Here is a 16,571-nt window from a genome sequence, read left to right on the forward strand (position 1 = left end):
TCACGCGAAGGCGTCGTCGCACACATGCCAGGCCGAGCCCAACGTCAGGTGCAGGTCGAGTGTCGTGGTCCGGCCCGTCCGGCCGGTCAGCTCGACGGTCACGAAGGCGCTGGTTCCGGCCTCGTTCCCGAAGCCGGCCTCACCCGTGGTGTGGGAGACGGGCCGGCCGAGGCGCTCCACCGCCGCGGTGAACACCGCCAGGTCGACCTTCTCCCTCATCGCCGGGCAGAGAGATTCGTGAGCCGCGGCGTCGTCGTTGGTCTCCAGTCGACTGACGAACTGGTCGGCCGCCGCGCGCGACTTGTCCACGTCCGGCCCGGCGTACATCCACAGCAGGAAGCCGCCGACGGGCAGGGCCAGCGCCCCCAGGCACGCGACGACGACGGCGCCCGCGACGATCCACGTGGTGCGCCGGGCCTTCGGAGGTGGGTCAACCGACGGTGGGTGGGGCGACAGGGCTGGACGCATGACGAAACGTTAACGACTGCCGATACCTCTCCAGCGGCGGTACGGCCACGAATCGATCTCGGCCCCCCGCAGTCCGTCGTACCCTTGGCGCGGTGATCTCCGCTGCTCTGCGCCGCGCCCTCACCGCACCCGGCGACCCCGTGTTGCGGCCCCTCCCCGACCAGGTCGTCGCAATGCTGGAAACGGTGCACGCGCCACCGCGCCTGGCCGCGCACCTGCGCGCCGTCCACGATGTCGCCGCGAAGCTCACCGACGCGCTGGCGGACCGGTTTCCGCAGCTGCCCGTCGACCGATCGGCGGTGCTGTTCGGCGCCGCCACCCACGACATCGGCAAGGTCCTGCACCCGCAGGAGCTGTCCGGGCCCGGCTCGTCCCACGAACCCGCCGGCTACGAACTGCTGCTGCGCCACGGTGTCGCGCCGTCGCTGGCCCGGTTCGCATGCACCCATGCCTCGTGGCGCCAGGACGGCATAGGCGTCGACGATCTGCTGGTCAGCCTGGCCGACAAGGTGTGGAAGGGCAAGCGGGTCACCGACCTGGAGGGGCTGCTCGTCGACCGCCTGGCCGACGCCACCGGCCGCGAGAGATGGTCGGTGTTCCTGGACCTGGACGACGTCCTCGACCGGATCGCCGCCGACGCGGACCGCCGGCTCGCCTTCCAGGCCACCCATCCGGTACGCGATCCACACGGTGCCGTCGACGGCTGACCTCGCGCAACCCTCTGCCGTGATCGTTGGCGGCTGAGCGGTGGCGGGGCCGGCGTGTCACGCCGCTCAGCTGCCAACGATCACGAGCGGGGCGCTCTCTTCGGGTCGTCGTGGCTTCGGCACGCGCAGGGTGACCGCGGCGGCCAGGCAGAGCACGGCGGCGGCGATCAGCGGGGGACGGCCGCCGAGGTGGACGGCGGCGGAACCGAGCGGGATCGCCAGGACGAGCGGGCCGAACATCGCGGTGTTGGCAGTCGCGGCGACCCGGCCGAGCAGCGCCGCCGGGGTGTGCGTCTGCACGGCGGTCACCGCCGCGACGAGGGTCCACGGCAGCCCGATGCCGGCGACGACGGCGCCCACGACCGTGGCCGGCCACCAGGGTAGGCAGCGGACCAGGCAACCCACGGCGAACAGCACAGTGCCGGCGACGCCGACGGCGACGGGACCCCGTCGGGTGAGGAACCGGCCGACGACCAGTCCACCCAGGATGGATCCCGCGCCCTGGGCACCGGCCAGCACACCCAGGAAGGTCGTCGGCAGACGCAGCTCCGCGACGACGATCGCGTAGACGGCGGCGGTCCCGAAGCCGGACATGGCGATCGACGTCGCCGCGAGCAGGACCGGCACGCGGGTGGCCCGCTGTCCGATCAGGACCGCCAGCCCGGTACGGAGGTCATGGTCCCACGACGTCGGTCGCTCGGATGGCGTCCGGTTCAGGCGGACCGCCCGGTAGAGGACGGCGACCAGGATCGGCATCGCCGCGCTCAGCACGGCGACCGCGTGGCCGCCCTGCCAGGCGTACAGGCCCGCGCCGGCCAGGGGCGCGACCAGCTTCATGCCCTCCTGCGCGCTGGAGCGCCACCCGTTGACATCGCCCAGTTCCGAGGCCGACAGCGCGGACGGCAGCAGCGCGGTCTCCCCCGCGTCGATCAGCACGTAGCTGACACCGTAGGCGCCCGAGACGGCGAAGATGACCCACGTCTGCCCCGGGCCACGCACGGCGAGGAGCGTCAGCAGCGCGGCCGCCAGCAAAAGGTTGACGGCGATCACCAGCGGTCGTCGCGACGCCCGATCGAGCAGGCCGCCGAGCCACGGGCCGGCGAGCACCGGGGCGTACACGCAGAGCCCGGCGAGAGCGGCCAGACCGGTGGAGCCGGTGAGGTCCAGGATCCAGACGCCGGACACGAGGGACATGGCGCTGCTGCCGAAGCCGGACAGCATCGAGATCGCCACGAACAGACCCGCGTTGCGCCGCATGCGCCCTCCAGGTTGAGTCGAATTGACTCACATCCTGATTCTTGAGCCGCACCCAGGCAATGCCCTCGGCAGACGTCAATCTCGCGTTGACAACGCGGTCGTCAACGTCGCCGCGACCGCTCGCACCGGCGGCGGCAGCCGGTCGCCCGCGTCGTCGAGATCGGTCCGCAGGTGCAGCGCCAGCGCGTAGAGCGAGCCCGGGTCGGCGTCCAGAGCCGCGTCGACCGTGTTCCGCACGAGAGCCGCCCGACGGAAGCGGGAGTCCCACCGCCGGTCCGTCGCGATCCAACGCTCCACCTCGGCCACCGCGGCTCGCAACGCCGCGATCTGCGGCGAGTAGCCACGATCCAGGTCCTGCCGCCGCGCACGCCGAGCGGCCGCGAGGCGCTGACGGCGCTGCTCGGCGGCCTGCCGACTGCCGAGCCCGAGCGCCGTCGCGACCTGCGCCCAGGTCGCGCCGTCGTGACGCGCCCGGTCGATCAGCTCCGCCTCCCGCTCGTCCAGGCGGCCACGAGCGGCACGCACCTCAGCCAGGCCGACCAACGGCGTCGTCATCGCGTCAACATTACATTGACAACTCGCCACCGTCTCGGCCCGGCACGGCGAACGCTCGACCCGCGAGCCCGATACCGCGAGGCCCGGCCATCGGAAGCGCCCAGCGCGGTATGAGCCCAGCGCGGCGTGAGCCCAGCGCCTCAAGCGCCCGATGCCGCGAAAGCCCGACACCGGCGTCCAGCCCCGCGAGCGCCCGGCCGCGCCAGAACCTGGCACCGCGAGCGCCTGCACCACAGGAGCCCTGCGAGGGGGTGGCCCCACTCCACTGCGGCCCTGTCGAGCTGCCCCATTTTTGGGGCAGCTCGACAGGCAGCACAGGGCACCTGCCACCCTCGGGCGAGCCACCGCCAGACCGGGCCACCGCCAGACCGGGCCACCGCCAGACCGGGCCACCGCCAGACCGGGCCACCGCCCGGCAGGGCCACCGCCCGGCAGGGCCACCGCCCGGCCACCACCAAGCCCGGCCACCACCAAGCCGGACGTTCAGCGGGCTGCGAGGTGCTCCCGCACGCTGCGGGGGCGCATGTCGGTCCAGGTGCGCGTCACGAAGTCCAGGCACTCCTCGCGGCTGCCGGCGCAGCCGGCGTCCCGCCAGCCGTCCGGCACCTCCTTGTGCCGGGGCCACAGGGCGTACTGCTCCTCGTCGTTGATCACCACGCGGTGCTCGTCAGCCATCGGGGTTGCCTTCCTCGTGTCGGGCCAGGTGCAGCTCGCGGGCCAGGCTCTCCGGGGACAGCGCCCGGATCTCCGCGAGCAGGTCGGTGAGGTCGCTGTCCGTGGGCGGGGAAACCGCCGGGGGTACGGCGGGAGCCGGCCCCGCCAGCGCGGCGACGGTACGGGCCAACGCGGCGGGCGTGGGTGACTCGAAGATCGCGGCGGGTGGCAGGTCGACGCCGAGCGCGTCGCGCAGTCGCGCCACCACCCGGGTGCCGAGCAGCGAGTGCCCGCCCAGCTCGAAGAAGTCGTCGTCGGGGCCGATCTCGTCCACCCCGAGCAGATCCACCCAGATCCGCCGCACCACCTCATACGGCTCGTCGCTCGGCGCGATCGCCGTCGAGGCCGCCGCCGGTTCCACCGAGACCGGTGGCGGTGACGCGGTGACCGGGGTGACCGGCGTGACCGCGGCCGGGGCGGCGGATTCGGGCCGGTACGCGTCGACCCAGTGCCGCTCACGCGCGAACGGGTACGTGGGCAGCGGCACCCGTCGTCGTCCGTCGGCGCGGCCGTCGGGCCAGCGCAGGGGCGTCCCGGCGAGCCAGAGCCGGCCGACGGCCAGGGCGACGGCATCGTCCTCGCCGGCCGGGGTGCGACCGGCGGGCAGGCTGGTCAGCACCGGCACTCCGCGTGCGGCGTCGTGCTGGCGGACGAGGGTGGCCAGGGTGCGACCCGGGCCGACCTCCAGCAACGCGTACCGCTCGTCGAGCAGCAGTTCGGCGGCGGCGGTGAAGTTGACCGGGCGGCGCAGCTGTCGTACCCAGTAGTCGGGGTCAGTGGCTTCGTCGTCGGTGAGCCAGCCGCCTGTCACGTTCGACACGACCGGCACGGTGGGCGGGCGCAACGGCACCTCCCGCAGGTGCGCGGCGAAGCCGGCCAGAGCCGGGTCCATCAGGTCCGAGTGGAAGGCGTGGGAGGTGCGTACCTCCCGGCAGGCCACCCCGCGCCCGCGCAGGTCGGCGGCGAGCGCGGCGACGGCGGTGGTCTCGCCGGAGACGGTGGTGAGGTGCGGCGCGTTGGCGGCGGCCACCTCCACTGTGGCGGGCAGCAGCGCCGTCACCTCGTCGACGCCGAGAGCCACCGAGAGCATCGACCCGGGGGCCTGGGCCTGCATGAGCCGGCCGCGCACGGCGACGGTGGCGAGCGCGTCGGGCAGGGTGAAGACGCCGGCCAGGCAGGCGGCCACGTACTCGCCGAGGCTGTGTCCCGCCATCGCGGCCGGACGTACGCCGTGGTGGCGCAGCAGTTCGGCGAGGGCGTACTCGACGGCGAACAGGGCCGGCTGGGTGAGCCGGGTCTCGTCCAGTTCGGGTGCGGCCGGGACCGCGTCGCCGGGTGGGCAGAGCAGGGTCCGCAGGTCCACGTCGAGGTGCGGGCGCAGCAGGTCGGCGCAGCTGTCGAAGGCCGCCCGGTAGACCGGCTCGGTGCGGTAGAGGGTGCGGCCCATCCCCGCGTACTGCGCGCCCTGGCCGGGAAAGAGCAGCGCCACACCGGGCGGCGTACCGGTGGCGACGCCGGTGCGGACCAGCGGCGACCCGCGGTCGGCGAGCTGGGCGGCGGCGGTCGTGGCGTCACGGGCGACGGTGACGAGCCGGTGGCCGAACTCCCGTCGGGTGCGCGCGAGGGTGTACGCGACGTCGGCCAGCGGCACGTCGGTGTGCTCGCTCAGGTGGGTGGCGAGCTGGTCGCGGGCCCGGTCGAGCGCGTCGGCGTCCCGGGCGGAGAGCACCAGCAGATGCGCGGACCGGTCGTCGCCGGGGCTGTGGTCCGCCGGTTCGGCGGCCTGGAGCACGACGTGGGCGTTGGTGCCGCCGATGCCGAAGGAGCTGACCGCCGCCCGGGACGGCGTGCCCAGGTCCGGCCAGGGCTGCGCGGTGGTCGGCACGTGGAACGGCCCACCGGCCAGCTCGGGGTGGGGCTCGGTGCAGTACGGGCTGGGCGGCACCACCTTGTGGTGCAGCGCCAGCGTGGCCTTGATCAGCCCGGTCACCCCGGCGGCGACGTCGAGGTGACCGAGGATCGACTTGACCGAGCCGAGCGCGCACCGGACCCCGCCGGCGCCCCGACCGTCGTGCGGGCCCGGGCTCGCGTCTGCGCCCCGGAACGCCTCGGCCAGGGCGCGCAGCTCGATCTGGTCGCCCAGCTCGGTGCCGGTGCCGTGCGCCTCGACGTAGCCGATGGTGGCGGGGTCGACCTCGGCGACCTCCTGGGCGGCCCGGATCGCGGCGACCTGCCCGTCCACACCGGGCGCGGTGAAGCCGACCTTCATCCGGCCGTCGTTGTTGATCGCGGAGCCGCGGATCACGGCGTACACCGTGTCTCCGTCGTCGCGGGCGTCCGCCAGTCGGCGCAGGACGACCACTGCGGCGCCGTCGCCTCCCACGGTTCCGGTGGCGCGCACGTCGAACGGGCGGCAGTGCCCGTCGCGGGACATGATGCCGCCGGCCTCGTGCCGGTAGCCGGTGCCGGTGGGCAACAGGACGTGCGCGGCGCCGGCGAGCGCGACGTCGCACTCGCGGGCGAGCAGGGCCTGCACGGCGAGGTGCACGGCGACCAGCGACGACGAGCAGGCCGTCTGCACCGCCACGGCGGGTCCCCGGAGGTCCAGGTGGTACGCCACCCGGGTGGGCAACGAGTCCTTGTCGTTGGCGAGCATCAGCTCGTACTCGGAGACCGAGTCGAGCCGCGGGTTGCGGAACAGGTGGTGCAGGAGGTAGCCGCTGGCCGCGGCGGCGGCGTACACGCCGACCAACCGGTCGGGGTTCCCGGCGAGGTGACCGGCGCTCTCCAGCGCGGCCCAGGCGGCCTGCAGGAAGAGTCGTTGTTGCGGGTCGAGCAGCCGGGCGTCGCGGGGCGAGTAGCCGAAGAAGCCGGCGTCGAACCGGTCGATGTCCGGCAGCGCGCCGTGCGCCGGCACGTGGTCGGGGTGTCGCCGCTCGTCTTCGGTGAGGCCGGCGGCCGCCAGCTCCGCGTCGGTGAACCGGGTGATGGTCTCCTCCCCGGCGAGGATCCGCCGCCACAACTCGTCGACGTCGGCGGCGCCGGGAAAGCGGCCGGCCATCCCGACGATGGCGATCTCCAGTCCGGTCTCCTGGTCGGTCACGCTCGTCCCTCCCCCGCCGGCACCGGGCGGGCCCGGCGAGCCCGCTCGGCCAGCGCCTGTTTGCGTTCGTCCCGTCGCCGGCCGCCGGCCGGTGCGGTTGTCGGGGCGGCCGTGCCGTCGAGGAACCGGGCCAGCAGCGCGATGGTCGGGTAGCGGAACAGCTCGACGGCGGGCACCGGCCGGCCGAGCCGTTCGGCGAGTCGGGTCTGCACCCGCGCCAGCAGCAGTGACGTGCCGCCCAGGTCGAAGAAGTTGTCGTCCGCGCCGACGTCGTCGACGCCGAGCACCTGCCGCCAGGTGTCGGCGATGGCCCTTTCGACAGCGCCGTCGGGTGCCACGTACGCGGCGCCGAGGTCGGCGCGGGCCACGGTGGGGGCGGGCAACCGGGACGGGTCGAGCTTGCCGCTGGCGGTCACCGGCAGGTCGGGGACCACCACGAAGGCGCTCGGCACGAGATAGCGGGGCAACCGCCGCAGCAGGCTCTGGCGCAGCTCGTCGATCGCCAACCCGTCGCCGACGAGGTAGCCGACCAGTCGTCGACCGCCGGGCGCGTCGGTCCGCACCACGGCGGCGGCCCGGCGCACCCCCGCGCACTGCCGCAGCTGGGCCTCCACCTCACCCAGCTCGATCCGGTAGCCGTTGATCTTCACCTGGTTGTCCGCCCGGCCGAGGAAGACCAGTTGCCCGTCGGCACGCCAGCGGACCAGGTCGCCGGTGGCGTACATCCGCTCGCCAGGTGTCGGCGCGTACGGGTCGGGCAGGAAACGCCCGGCGGTGAGCGCGGGGTCGCCGTGGTAGCCGCGGGCCACCCCGGCGCCGCCGAGGTGCAGCTCGCCGGGCACCCCGGGCGGCACCGGCCGCAGCTCGGTGTCGAGCACGTAGGCACGGACCCCGATCAGCGGCCGGCCGATCGGCAGCTCGGTGTCGGCGGGTGCGCAGTGGGCGGCGGTGGCGGTGACGGTGGCCTCGGTCGGCCCGTACCCGTTGATCAGGAGCCGGTCGCGCGACCAGGCGGCGGCGACGTCCGGGGCGCAGGGTTCGCCGCCGACGGTGAGTATCCGCAGGTCGGGCACGGCGGCGGGGTCCAACGCGTCGAGGACCACCGGTGGCAGGTCGGCCACCGAGACGCGGTGCCGGGTGAGCGCGGCGGCCAGGTCGGGGCCGGGGGTGCGCTCGTCCGGGCCGAGCAGGCGCAGCGTCGCGCCCGCCGTGAGCGCGGTGACCACATCGGACAGCGCCACGTCGAAGCTGATCGAGTGGAACTGTAGGACGCGATCGCCGGCCTCTACGCCGACCAGCCGGGCCTGCGCCGCGGCGAGGTTGCTCAGCCCCCGGTGCGTGCCGACGACGCCCTTGGGCAGCCCGGTCGAGCCCGACGTGTAGATCAGGTAGGCGGCGGCGTCGGGGTGGACGGCGGTCGGGAGCGCGGCGTCGACGGCCGACGGCTGCTCGTCGAGGCGCAGCAGCGGCACGTCGGTGGTGGGCAGCGCCAACTCCGCGTCGGCAGTGGTGACCACCAGCGCGGCGGCCGAGTCGGTGAGCAGGTGCGCCAGCCGGGCCGCCGGCAACTGCGGGTCCAGGGGCAGGTGGACCCCACCGGCGCGGAGCACGGCGAGGAAGGTGACCACCCAGTCCGGGCCGGCGGGCAGGCAGACCCCGACCGTCGTCTCGGCCCGCACGCCCCGGGCGGCGAGGGTCCGGGCCAGGCGGTCGGCCCGCGCGTCCAGCTCCCGGTAGGTCAGGGCCTGATCGCGGTACGCCAGGGCGACAGTCTCCGGTGCCGCCGCGGCCTGGCGGGCGACCAGCTCGGGCAGGGTCGGTTGGTCCCTGGGCGCGGGCGCGGTGGCGGCCCAGCGGTCGATGAGGTCCCGTCCGGCGGTCGCGTCGAGCAGGGGCAGCCGGTCCACGGGGGTGTCCGGGGCGGCGAGCGCGGCGGTGAGCAGGGTGTCGAGCTGGTCGGCGAGCGCCCGGGCGGTGGACTCGTCGAAGAGCCGCGTCCGGTACTCGATCCGCCCGTCGATGCGGCAGTCGTGCGGGATGACGGTAAGCGTCAGGTCGAACATGGACGTCCCGGTGTGCGTCTCACCGCTGGCCAGCACGCTCACCCCGGGCAGGGTCAGCCGCTGCTCCCAGCCGTCCTCGACGGCGAACATCACCTGGGCGAGCGGGTGGCGGCCGGCGTCGCGGACCGGGCGCAGCTCCTGCACCAGGGCGTCGAACGGCACCGGGTCGGTCAGCGCGGTCAGCGCGGAGTCCCGCAGCCGGTCCAGCAGCGCGGCGAAGGTCAGTCGACTGTCGACACGGCTGCGCAGCACCAGGGTGTTGACGAAGAAGCCGACAGCGGTCTCGCTGTCGAGCGTCTGCCGGTTCGCCACCGGGGTGGCGATCAGCAGGTCCGGCTGCTGGCTGCGTCGGTGCAGCAACGCCGCCCAGGCCGCCGCGAAGATCATGTACGGTGTCGCGCCGGTGCGGCGGCCCGCCTCGGCGACCCGGTCGGCCAGCTCCGGGGGCCAGGAGAATTCGATCTCGTGGCCGGCGTCCTCCAGCTCGGCCGGGCGGGGCCGGTCGGTGGGCAGGTCGAGCCCCGGCGGTGCGCCGGTCAACGCGTCGCACCACCAGTCGAGGCGTCGGGCCAGCTCGGCCGGGCCGAGCAGCAGGTCCTGGGCCAGCGCAGCCGGTACGTCCCGGGGCGCCGGCGGCAGCGCCGGACGGCGTCCCTCCCGCACTGCGGCGTACGCCGTCGACAGCTCCTCGAAGAGCAGACCCATGCTCCAGCCGTCGCACACCACGTGGTGCAGGGACAGCAGCAGCGTGCAGTCGGTGGGGCCGGTGCGGCACAGGGTGGCCCGCACCAGCGGCCCCCGGGCCAGGTCGAACGGGCGTACCGCCTCGGCGGCGGCGTACTCATCGATCCGCTCCGGCGCGACGTCCTCGACCACCAGCGGCAGGCCGGTCGGCGGCAGGACCATCTGGTACGACTGCCCGTCCAGCGGCACGAACACCGTGCGCAGCGCCTCGTGCCGCGCCACGATCTCGTCGAGCGCGCCGCGCAACGCGGCCACGTCCACCTCGCCGCGCAGATCCACCCGGTACGGCACGTGGTAGGCCGGGCTGTCCGGGCGCAGCTGCGCCAGCAGCAGCATCCACTCCTGGGCGGCGGTGAGCGGGTGGATGCCGTACCGGTCGCCGTCGGCGCGGATCGCGGCGAGGAACGCCCGCCGCCGTTCGGGCGGCAGGGCGTCCACGCGCTGGCGCAACTGCCCGGGCGTGAGGGCTCCGATCATCGGGCGATCCCCTGTTCGAGCTGGTCGAGCAGGCCGGCGAGGTCGGCGGGCGGCGGCCCGTCCGGCGCGAGCGGCACGGCCGCCTCGGTGGGCGCTACCGGCACCCCGCCGATCTCGTCGGCCGCGGCGGCCAACGCGGCCACCGTCGGGTGGTCGAAGATCAGCCGGAGCGGCACCTGCGCGCCGATCGCGGCGGCGAGCCGGGAGCGGACCCGGGTCGCCTTCAGGGACCGTCCGCCGAGGTCGAAGAAGTCGTCGTCGCGGCGGCGCACCGGCACGCCGAGGACGTCCTGCCAGATCTCGGCGACCGCCCGCTCGGTGGGTGTCCGCAGAGCGGCGTCGTCATCGGCCGTCGCGGTGGTGTCGGGCGCGGGCAGCGCCGCGAGGTCCACCTTGCCGTTGCGGTTGAGCGGCAGCCGCGGCAGCACCACGAACACGGCCGGCACCAGGTGGTCGGGCAGTTGCTCGCGGGCCCGCTCCCGGACCGCCTCGACGCGCACCCCGTCGTCGGGTACGACGTACGCGACCAGCCGGGCGTCGCCCGCGGCGTCGCGGTCGGCGCGCACGATCGCGTCCCGCAGCAGCCCACCGGCGCGCAGCGCCTCGGTCACCTCCCCCGGCTCGACCCGGTACCCACGGATCTTCACCTGGTGGTCGGAGCGGCCGACGAACTCGATCAGCCCGTCCGGGCGTTGCCGCACCACGTCGCCGGTGCGGTAGAGGCGACCACCGGTGCGCGGCCCGAACGGGTCGGGCACGAACTTCTCGGCCGTCGCGTCGGGACGGCCGAGGTAGCCGCGGGCCACCCCGTCCCCGCCGATGTACAGCTCACCGAGCACCCCGGGCGGCACCGGTTGCAGGAGCTGGTCCAGCACGTACACCCGGGTGTTGGCGACCGGACCGCCGATCGGCACGATCGGGTCCGCGGCGGTGAGCCGGGCGCAGTCGTACGTCGTGGTGTAGGTGGTGGCCTCGGTCGGGCCGTACCCGTTGACAAGCGTCGTGTCCGGGCAGGCCACCCGGAGCCGGTCCACTGCCGTCCGGTCGGCCTGCTCGCCGCCGAACGTCAGGTAGCGCAGCGCGGCCAGGGCGTCCGGCGCCTCGGTCGCCACCTGGCGGGCCACGGACGTGGCCAGGAACATCATCGTCACGCCGGTGTCGCGCAGCCGGGCGCGCAACCGGTCCGGCACGATCACGTCGTTGATGTCCAGGTCCGCCAGGCACGCGCCGTTGAGCAGGGCGCCCCACACCTCCAGGGTCGCCGCGTCGAACGACATCGTGGCGGCCTGTCCCATCACGTCGTCCGGGCGTACGTCGACGAAGTTGGTGTCGCGGACCAGCCGGACGATGTTGCGGTGGCTGACGCCGGTGCCCTTGGGGCGGCCGGTGGAGCCCGACGTGTACATCACGTACGCGAGCTGGTCGGGGTGGATGGCCACCGCCGGCGGGTCCGCCGGGCCGTCGTCGGCCGGCAGCCGGTCCACGACGATCCGGGGCGTGTTGTCGTCCGGGAGCCGGTCGGCCAGCGCGGCGGTGTGCAGGATCGCTCCCGGTGTGGCGTCGCGGCACATCAACGCCAGCCGTTCCGGTGGGTATCCGGGGTCCAGCGGCAGGTACGCGGCGCCGACCTTGAGCGTCGCCAGCGCGGCGATCACCCAGGCGGTCGTGTCGGCGAGGCAGATGCCGACGAGCGTCTCGGCGCCGATCCCCAGCCGGCGCAGACGCCCCGCCAGGTGGTTGGCACGCCGGTCCACCTCCCGGTAGGCCAGGATCCGCTCGCCGTCGCGCAGCGCGGGCGCGTCCGGGGTCTGCCGCACCCACTGGGCGAACAGGTCGGGCACCGACCTTTCGCGCGGGTAGTCGGTGTCGGTGGCGTTCCAGTCGATCACCACCTGCCGTTCCGTCGCCGGGTCGAGCAGCGGGAGGTCGGACAGGCGCGCGCCGGGCCGCTCCTGCGCCCGGGCGAGGAGCACGGCCAGCGCCGCCCCGATCGACGTCGCGTGCGGGTGGCTCACCGTGGCCGCCGGCCGTTCGTCGGTGTCGTCGATCAACAGCCGCACCGCACCCCGAAAACCGGGAGACGCTTGATCGGAGCTAATCGATACCACCGGCCGATAGTCGGGAACCGTTTCGGGCAATTCCGCGTCGTGCTCCCGGGCCTCGCGCAGAGCCGTTCGGACCAGGTCCCGCAGCTCGGTCCACGTGGGATCCTCGGGCAACCGGACCCGCACGGGCAGCCATCGTCCCGAGCCGGTCGGCGCGGCCGGCGTCTCGGCGAGCAGGTCCCGGCCACCGACCCAGCGGTGCAGCAGCGCGAACAGGCCGGCCAGCGAGCTGACCTGCGGCTCGACCGGGTCACAGGGCAGCTCGGCGGGGGTGTCCACGGCGGGGTCGGTGGATGGCGCGAAGGGCAGGTCCGGCGGCTCCGGAAGGTCCGTGAGCTGTCGTTCCCAAAAGGCGGAAAGGCCAGGGCGAACTGTCTGTTCGGTCATCGGATCTCAGCTCCGATCGGCGGGTGACACGCAATGTCGGGAAGTCTGGACCGGGCCCGTGCCAGTTGCTTGTAGGGGCCGTTCGGGTGTCGTTGCGGCGGTCTGAGGGAAACCTGAGTGCGCCTTTATGCCGATAGCGCATTGCAGTCAGTAAGTACACCGACTCTTTTGGTTATGGCGATGCCGCTCGATGAAGGCAATGATCGTGCCCGGGGGGAAGCCACGCCGGGGGCGACGACTCGTAGTGCCCGGTTGTCTCTTCGCTCGCCTGAGCCTCCACGAGAGAACACAGGAGCGGTGAATGTCCGGAGACAATGTCAACCATGCCTGGCGCCCGTCGACGCCGGCTCGCAGCGAAGGTGGGGACGAGGCATCGACAGCGGAACGACACCCTGCGGGTGGTGACCCGGGGCGGGCGCTGCGTCACCTCGCCGCCGCCGGCGACCGCGCGGCCGCACACCTGTGGCTCGCCACCCAGCCCGACCTCCTCGCCGCGACACCCGACCCGGCCGACGCGCCGGTCGCGGAGATCTGGCGCGCGGCGCTGCGGCACCACCTCGCCGGGGAACCGCACCTGGCGGCGGCCCGCCTGGCGACCGCGCCGATCGGCGCGACCGGCCCACACGCCGTGCAGATGTACTGCCACGCGGCCGTGCACCACCTGCTCGACGACGACATCGAGCGGGCCAGCGCCGACGTCGAGGAGGCGGCGAGGGCCGCCCACGCGTGCGGCGTCCCGACCGCCCACCGGGCGTACGCCCGGATGGTCGTGCTGCTCGCCGCCGCCACCGGCGACGCGACGGCGACCCACGGGCGCGCGGAGGCGACCGACGGGCTGCGCCGCGCGGACGCCGACCTGCTGCGGTTGATGGTCCACCTGGACCTGGCCGGCCACCTGCTGTGGGCCGGCGACGCCACCGACGCGCTGCGGCACGCCGAGGCGGCCGTCCGACTGACCGAGGTGGCGGGCGACACGGGTTTCGAGCCGTACGCGCTGACCCTCGCCGCGGTGGCGAAGTGTCAGCTCGGCCGGTTGGAGGAGGCCCTCGCCGACGGGGCGGCAGGGCTTCGCCTGCGGGAACTGGCGGGAGTCGCCGCCGACGAGGCGATCTCGCTCGCCGCCCTCGGGATGGTGCACCGTCGCCGGCGGGAGCCGCGGCAGGCCCGGCAGGCGTTGGAGAGCGCCCTGGCCGCGGTGGGCAGCGGTCAGCCGCGCATCGTCTCGCCCGCCTGGGTCCTGGCCGAGCTGGCGCGGATCCGCGCGGCCGACGACCTGTGCGCCGCGCAGGATCTCGCCGAACGGGCGGTCACCATGGCGCGGGAGCCCGAACGACCGTACGCCCTGCTGGCCCGTGGCTGGGTGGCGCTGCTGCGCGGTGACACCGCCGCCGCCCACTTCGACGCCGCCGAGGCCCGCACCGGCGCGACCGTCGGGCGGCGACGCGCCACCCTCGTCGAGGCACTTCAACTCACCGTGCTCGCGGCGGACGACCCGCGCGCGTCAGCCGGGCTGCTCGACGACGCCGCCGCGCTCTGCCGGGAACTGGGCGACCCGGCCGAGGAGGCCACCGTCGCGCTGATCGCCGCGCGACTGCAGGGGCGGCAGGCCCGCCGGGGCGCCGAGGGCGCCGGGCAGAAGCTGCGCCGCTGCGGGGTACGCCTGGACCCGGGCGTCGCCGACGGGCTCACCGCGATCACGCTGCGCGTACCGGCGGTGGTCATCCACACGCTGGGCGACTTCCGGGTGTTCCGGGCCGGCGCCGTCGTCCCGTACGGCGAGTGGCAGTCCAAGAAGGCACGGGACCTGCTGAAGATCCTCGTCGCGCACCGGGGACGCGCCGTGCCCCGGGCCAGGCTGATGGAGCTGCTCTGGCCGGACGAGTCACCGTCGCGTACCGCGAACCGGCTGTCGGTGCTGCTGTCCACGTTGCGCCGGGTGCTCGGCACCGGACGCCGCACCAGCGGCCGGGGCGCGGTGCTGGCCGACCGGGGTTCGGTGGCGATCGACCTGGACGTGATCGACGTGGACGTCGAGACGTTCCTGACCGCCGCCGAGGAGGCGCAGGTCGCCCTGCGGGGCGGACACCCGGACGCGGCCCGCGCGCTGGTCCGGGCCGACGAGTTGTACGGCGGGGACTTCCTCGCCGACGACCCGTACGAGGACTGGGCGCAGCCGCTGCGCGAGGAGGCGCAGGTCGCCCACACCAGCGTGCTGCGGGCTCTGGCCCAGCACGCCTCGGACACGGACCAGAAGCTGGTCTACCTGATGCGGCTGGTGCACCGGGACCCGTACGACGAGGACGCCCACCTGGAGTTGGTGCAGGTGCTGCGCGCGGCCGGGCGGCACGGCGAGGCGCAGCGGCGCTACCGCACGTACGTCGAGCGGATGCGGGAGTTGGGCATCGCGCCGGCCGGCGGCGAGGCGACCGACCCCGACGCGGGGCCCGCCGGGGCCGGCGGCGGGCAGCACGCCGACTCGCCGCCTGGGGCACTGGCCCGGTGGCGGGCCCCGGCCGCGCAGGCCCGGCCGTGGACGACGGAGTTGGGCGGCGCCCACCGACCGACAGGCGTGCCGGCGCAGCGGAGGGGGAATCCGAGGAGACTCATTGAGCATCCGGCCTGACCGGACCGCCCGGGCCGTCGCCGGCCGAGCCGCGGCACGCGCGCCGGACGGGACCGGCCCCACGAGCGCGCCAGGCGGCTCACGGGACCGGCCCCGGATCGGGCGTACGGGTCAGTGGCGGGGCTGGTAGCTCTTCGGCAGCCGCATGCCCCGCTCGGCCATGATCTCCCGGACCCGGTTCGGGTAGTTGGTGATGATCCCGTCGACGCCCATGTCCATCAACGCGGACACGGTTGCCGGGTCGTCGCAGGTCCACGGAATGATCTTCAGGCCCCGGGCGTGCGCCTCGGCCACCATCGTCGCGTCCGGGTAGAAGCGGAAGTTCGGGTCGCTGATGGTCCCGTTCTGCGGGAATCCGTAGTTGGGCGACAGGGCGGTGACGCCGGGGATGGCGGCGGCCGCCTTCACGAAGTCACCGTCGTAGTCGTCAGCGTCGATTCCCCCCAGCCAGGGGGACGCGCCCGGCTGGCCGACCTGGAGGAAGTCGTAGTTCGTGAGGGCCACCAGCGGCCACTTCGGCGCGAGCCGGTGCATCGCCTTGAGCGCACCCCAGTCGAACGACTGGATGGTGACCTGCTTTTCGATGCCGGAGGCGTGGATCTCCTCGAAGACCCGCCGGACGAACAGCTCACGCGGCGCGGTCTGCTCGGGCGCTCCCGCCTCGACCTTGGTCTCGATGTTGAGGGTGATCTGCTTGGCCCGGTAGCTCTTGACGAGGCCGAGGACGTCCTTCAACTCGACCATGCGGAAGCCCTTGACCTGCTCCTGCTCGGGAAAGCCCGGAAGCTGCTGGTAGCCGCAGTCCATGGTCTTGAGCTGGGCGAGGGTGAGGTCCTTGATGTACTTGCCGACGTACGGGTACATCGGGTCACCGGCCCGGACCGGTGCGGTGTCGGCGCACTTCTGGGCGCTGATCTGGCGGTCGTGGTTGACGACCACCTTCTGATCCTTCGTGATCTGGGTGTCCAGCTCCAGCGTGGTGACACCGAGGCGCATCGCCTTGCCGAAGCCCTCCAGCGACTCCTCGGTGGTCATGCCGATGCCGCCGCGGTGGGCCTGGAGGTCGAAATGGGTCTTCTGGGGGTGCAGCGCGCTGGCGCTGTCGACTGTCGAGGCGTGCGCGGCTACCGGAGCGGCGAGCGCGGGCAGGACGGCGAGGCCCGCCAGAACGTGACGCAGGGACATGGTGCAAACCTCAGCTCTTGGGGTGCAGATGCCCTGGTGAGGCTAGGTGGAAGCCGATCCGGCACGGTGACCTCGCCACGAGCGTTGTGTGAACGCTCGTCGAACCTCAGAGCTGCGGGGACCGCGTCCCGGCCTCGCCGACGGCCTCCGCGCCGAAGCGCGGTGACCGTCGGCGAACGTCCC

10 protein-coding genes are annotated in these 16,571 nt (G+C 74.1%); 2 read left to right on the top strand and 8 right to left on the bottom strand.

Annotation, left to right across the window (positions count from 1 at the left end):
* The gene (locus AB0B39_RS10780) at positions 1 to 468 is read right to left on the bottom strand and encodes a hypothetical protein (RefSeq protein ID WP_357574153.1); all 468 of its coding nucleotides are present in this window, start codon (positions 466 to 468) and stop codon (positions 1 to 3) included.
* 92 nt (positions 469 to 560) lie between these two features.
* Here AB0B39_RS10780 and AB0B39_RS10785 point away from each other — a divergent pair, with 92 nt between their 5' ends.
* Entirely contained in the window at positions 561 to 1,175 is a 615-nt protein-coding gene (locus tag AB0B39_RS10785; protein WP_357574154.1) for an HD domain-containing protein, read from the top strand.
* 66 nt (positions 1,176 to 1,241) lie between these two features.
* On the opposite strand, the gene AB0B39_RS10790 is transcribed toward AB0B39_RS10785, so the two are convergent.
* The 6 genes from AB0B39_RS10790 to AB0B39_RS10815 form a co-directional block, all read right to left on the bottom strand.
* Positions 1,242 to 2,432, bottom strand: coding sequence for an MFS transporter (locus AB0B39_RS10790; RefSeq protein WP_357574155.1), 1,191 nt, complete (start codon positions 2,430 to 2,432; stop codon positions 1,242 to 1,244).
* A 75-nt stretch (positions 2,433 to 2,507) separates the two neighbouring features.
* On the bottom strand, positions 2,508 to 2,987 hold the full coding sequence (locus AB0B39_RS10795) for a hypothetical protein (RefSeq protein WP_357574156.1): 480 nt from the start codon (positions 2,985 to 2,987) through the stop codon (positions 2,508 to 2,510).
* A 483-nt stretch (positions 2,988 to 3,470) separates the two neighbouring features.
* Positions 3,471 to 3,662, bottom strand: a complete 192-nt coding sequence (locus AB0B39_RS10800) for an MbtH family NRPS accessory protein (RefSeq protein ID WP_357574157.1) — start codon at positions 3,660 to 3,662, stop codon at positions 3,471 to 3,473.
* The gene (locus AB0B39_RS10805; protein ID WP_357574158.1) at positions 3,655 to 6,804 is read right to left on the bottom strand and encodes a beta-ketoacyl synthase N-terminal-like domain-containing protein; all 3,150 of its coding nucleotides are present in this window, start codon (positions 6,802 to 6,804) and stop codon (positions 3,655 to 3,657) included. Before AB0B39_RS10805 ends, AB0B39_RS10800 begins: the two co-directional genes overlap by 8 nt.
* Positions 6,801 to 10,088 (bottom strand): amino acid adenylation domain-containing protein, encoded by a 3,288-nt coding sequence (locus tag AB0B39_RS10810; protein WP_357574159.1) that lies wholly within the window; start codon positions 10,086 to 10,088, stop codon positions 6,801 to 6,803. The genes AB0B39_RS10805 and AB0B39_RS10810 overlap by 4 nt, the downstream gene beginning before the upstream one ends.
* Positions 10,085 to 12,472 carry a non-ribosomal peptide synthetase gene (locus AB0B39_RS10815; RefSeq protein WP_357574160.1) on the bottom strand — a complete coding sequence of 796 codons (2,388 nt, stop codon included), beginning with the start codon at positions 12,470 to 12,472 and terminating at the stop codon, positions 10,085 to 10,087. Before AB0B39_RS10815 ends, AB0B39_RS10810 begins: the two co-directional genes overlap by 4 nt.
* 409 nt (positions 12,473 to 12,881) lie before the next feature.
* On the opposite strand from AB0B39_RS10815, the gene AB0B39_RS10820 reads away from it, so the two are divergent.
* A complete protein-coding gene (locus AB0B39_RS10820; protein ID WP_357574161.1) occupies positions 12,882 to 15,203 on the top strand; it encodes a BTAD domain-containing putative transcriptional regulator in 2,322 nt (773 codons plus the stop codon).
* Between the two features lie 111 nt (positions 15,204 to 15,314).
* On the opposite strand, the gene AB0B39_RS10825 is transcribed toward AB0B39_RS10820, so the two are convergent.
* Positions 15,315 to 16,388, bottom strand: a complete 1,074-nt coding sequence (locus tag AB0B39_RS10825) for a glycerophosphodiester phosphodiesterase family protein (RefSeq protein ID WP_357574162.1) — start codon at positions 16,386 to 16,388, stop codon at positions 15,315 to 15,317.
* Positions 16,389 to 16,571 lie beyond the last annotated feature (183 nt).

Origin of the sequence: Micromonospora sp. NPDC049114 (assembly GCF_040648635.1) — a bacterium.
In the GTDB taxonomy this organism is placed as follows: Bacteria; Actinomycetota; Actinomycetes; order Mycobacteriales; family Micromonosporaceae; genus Micromonospora.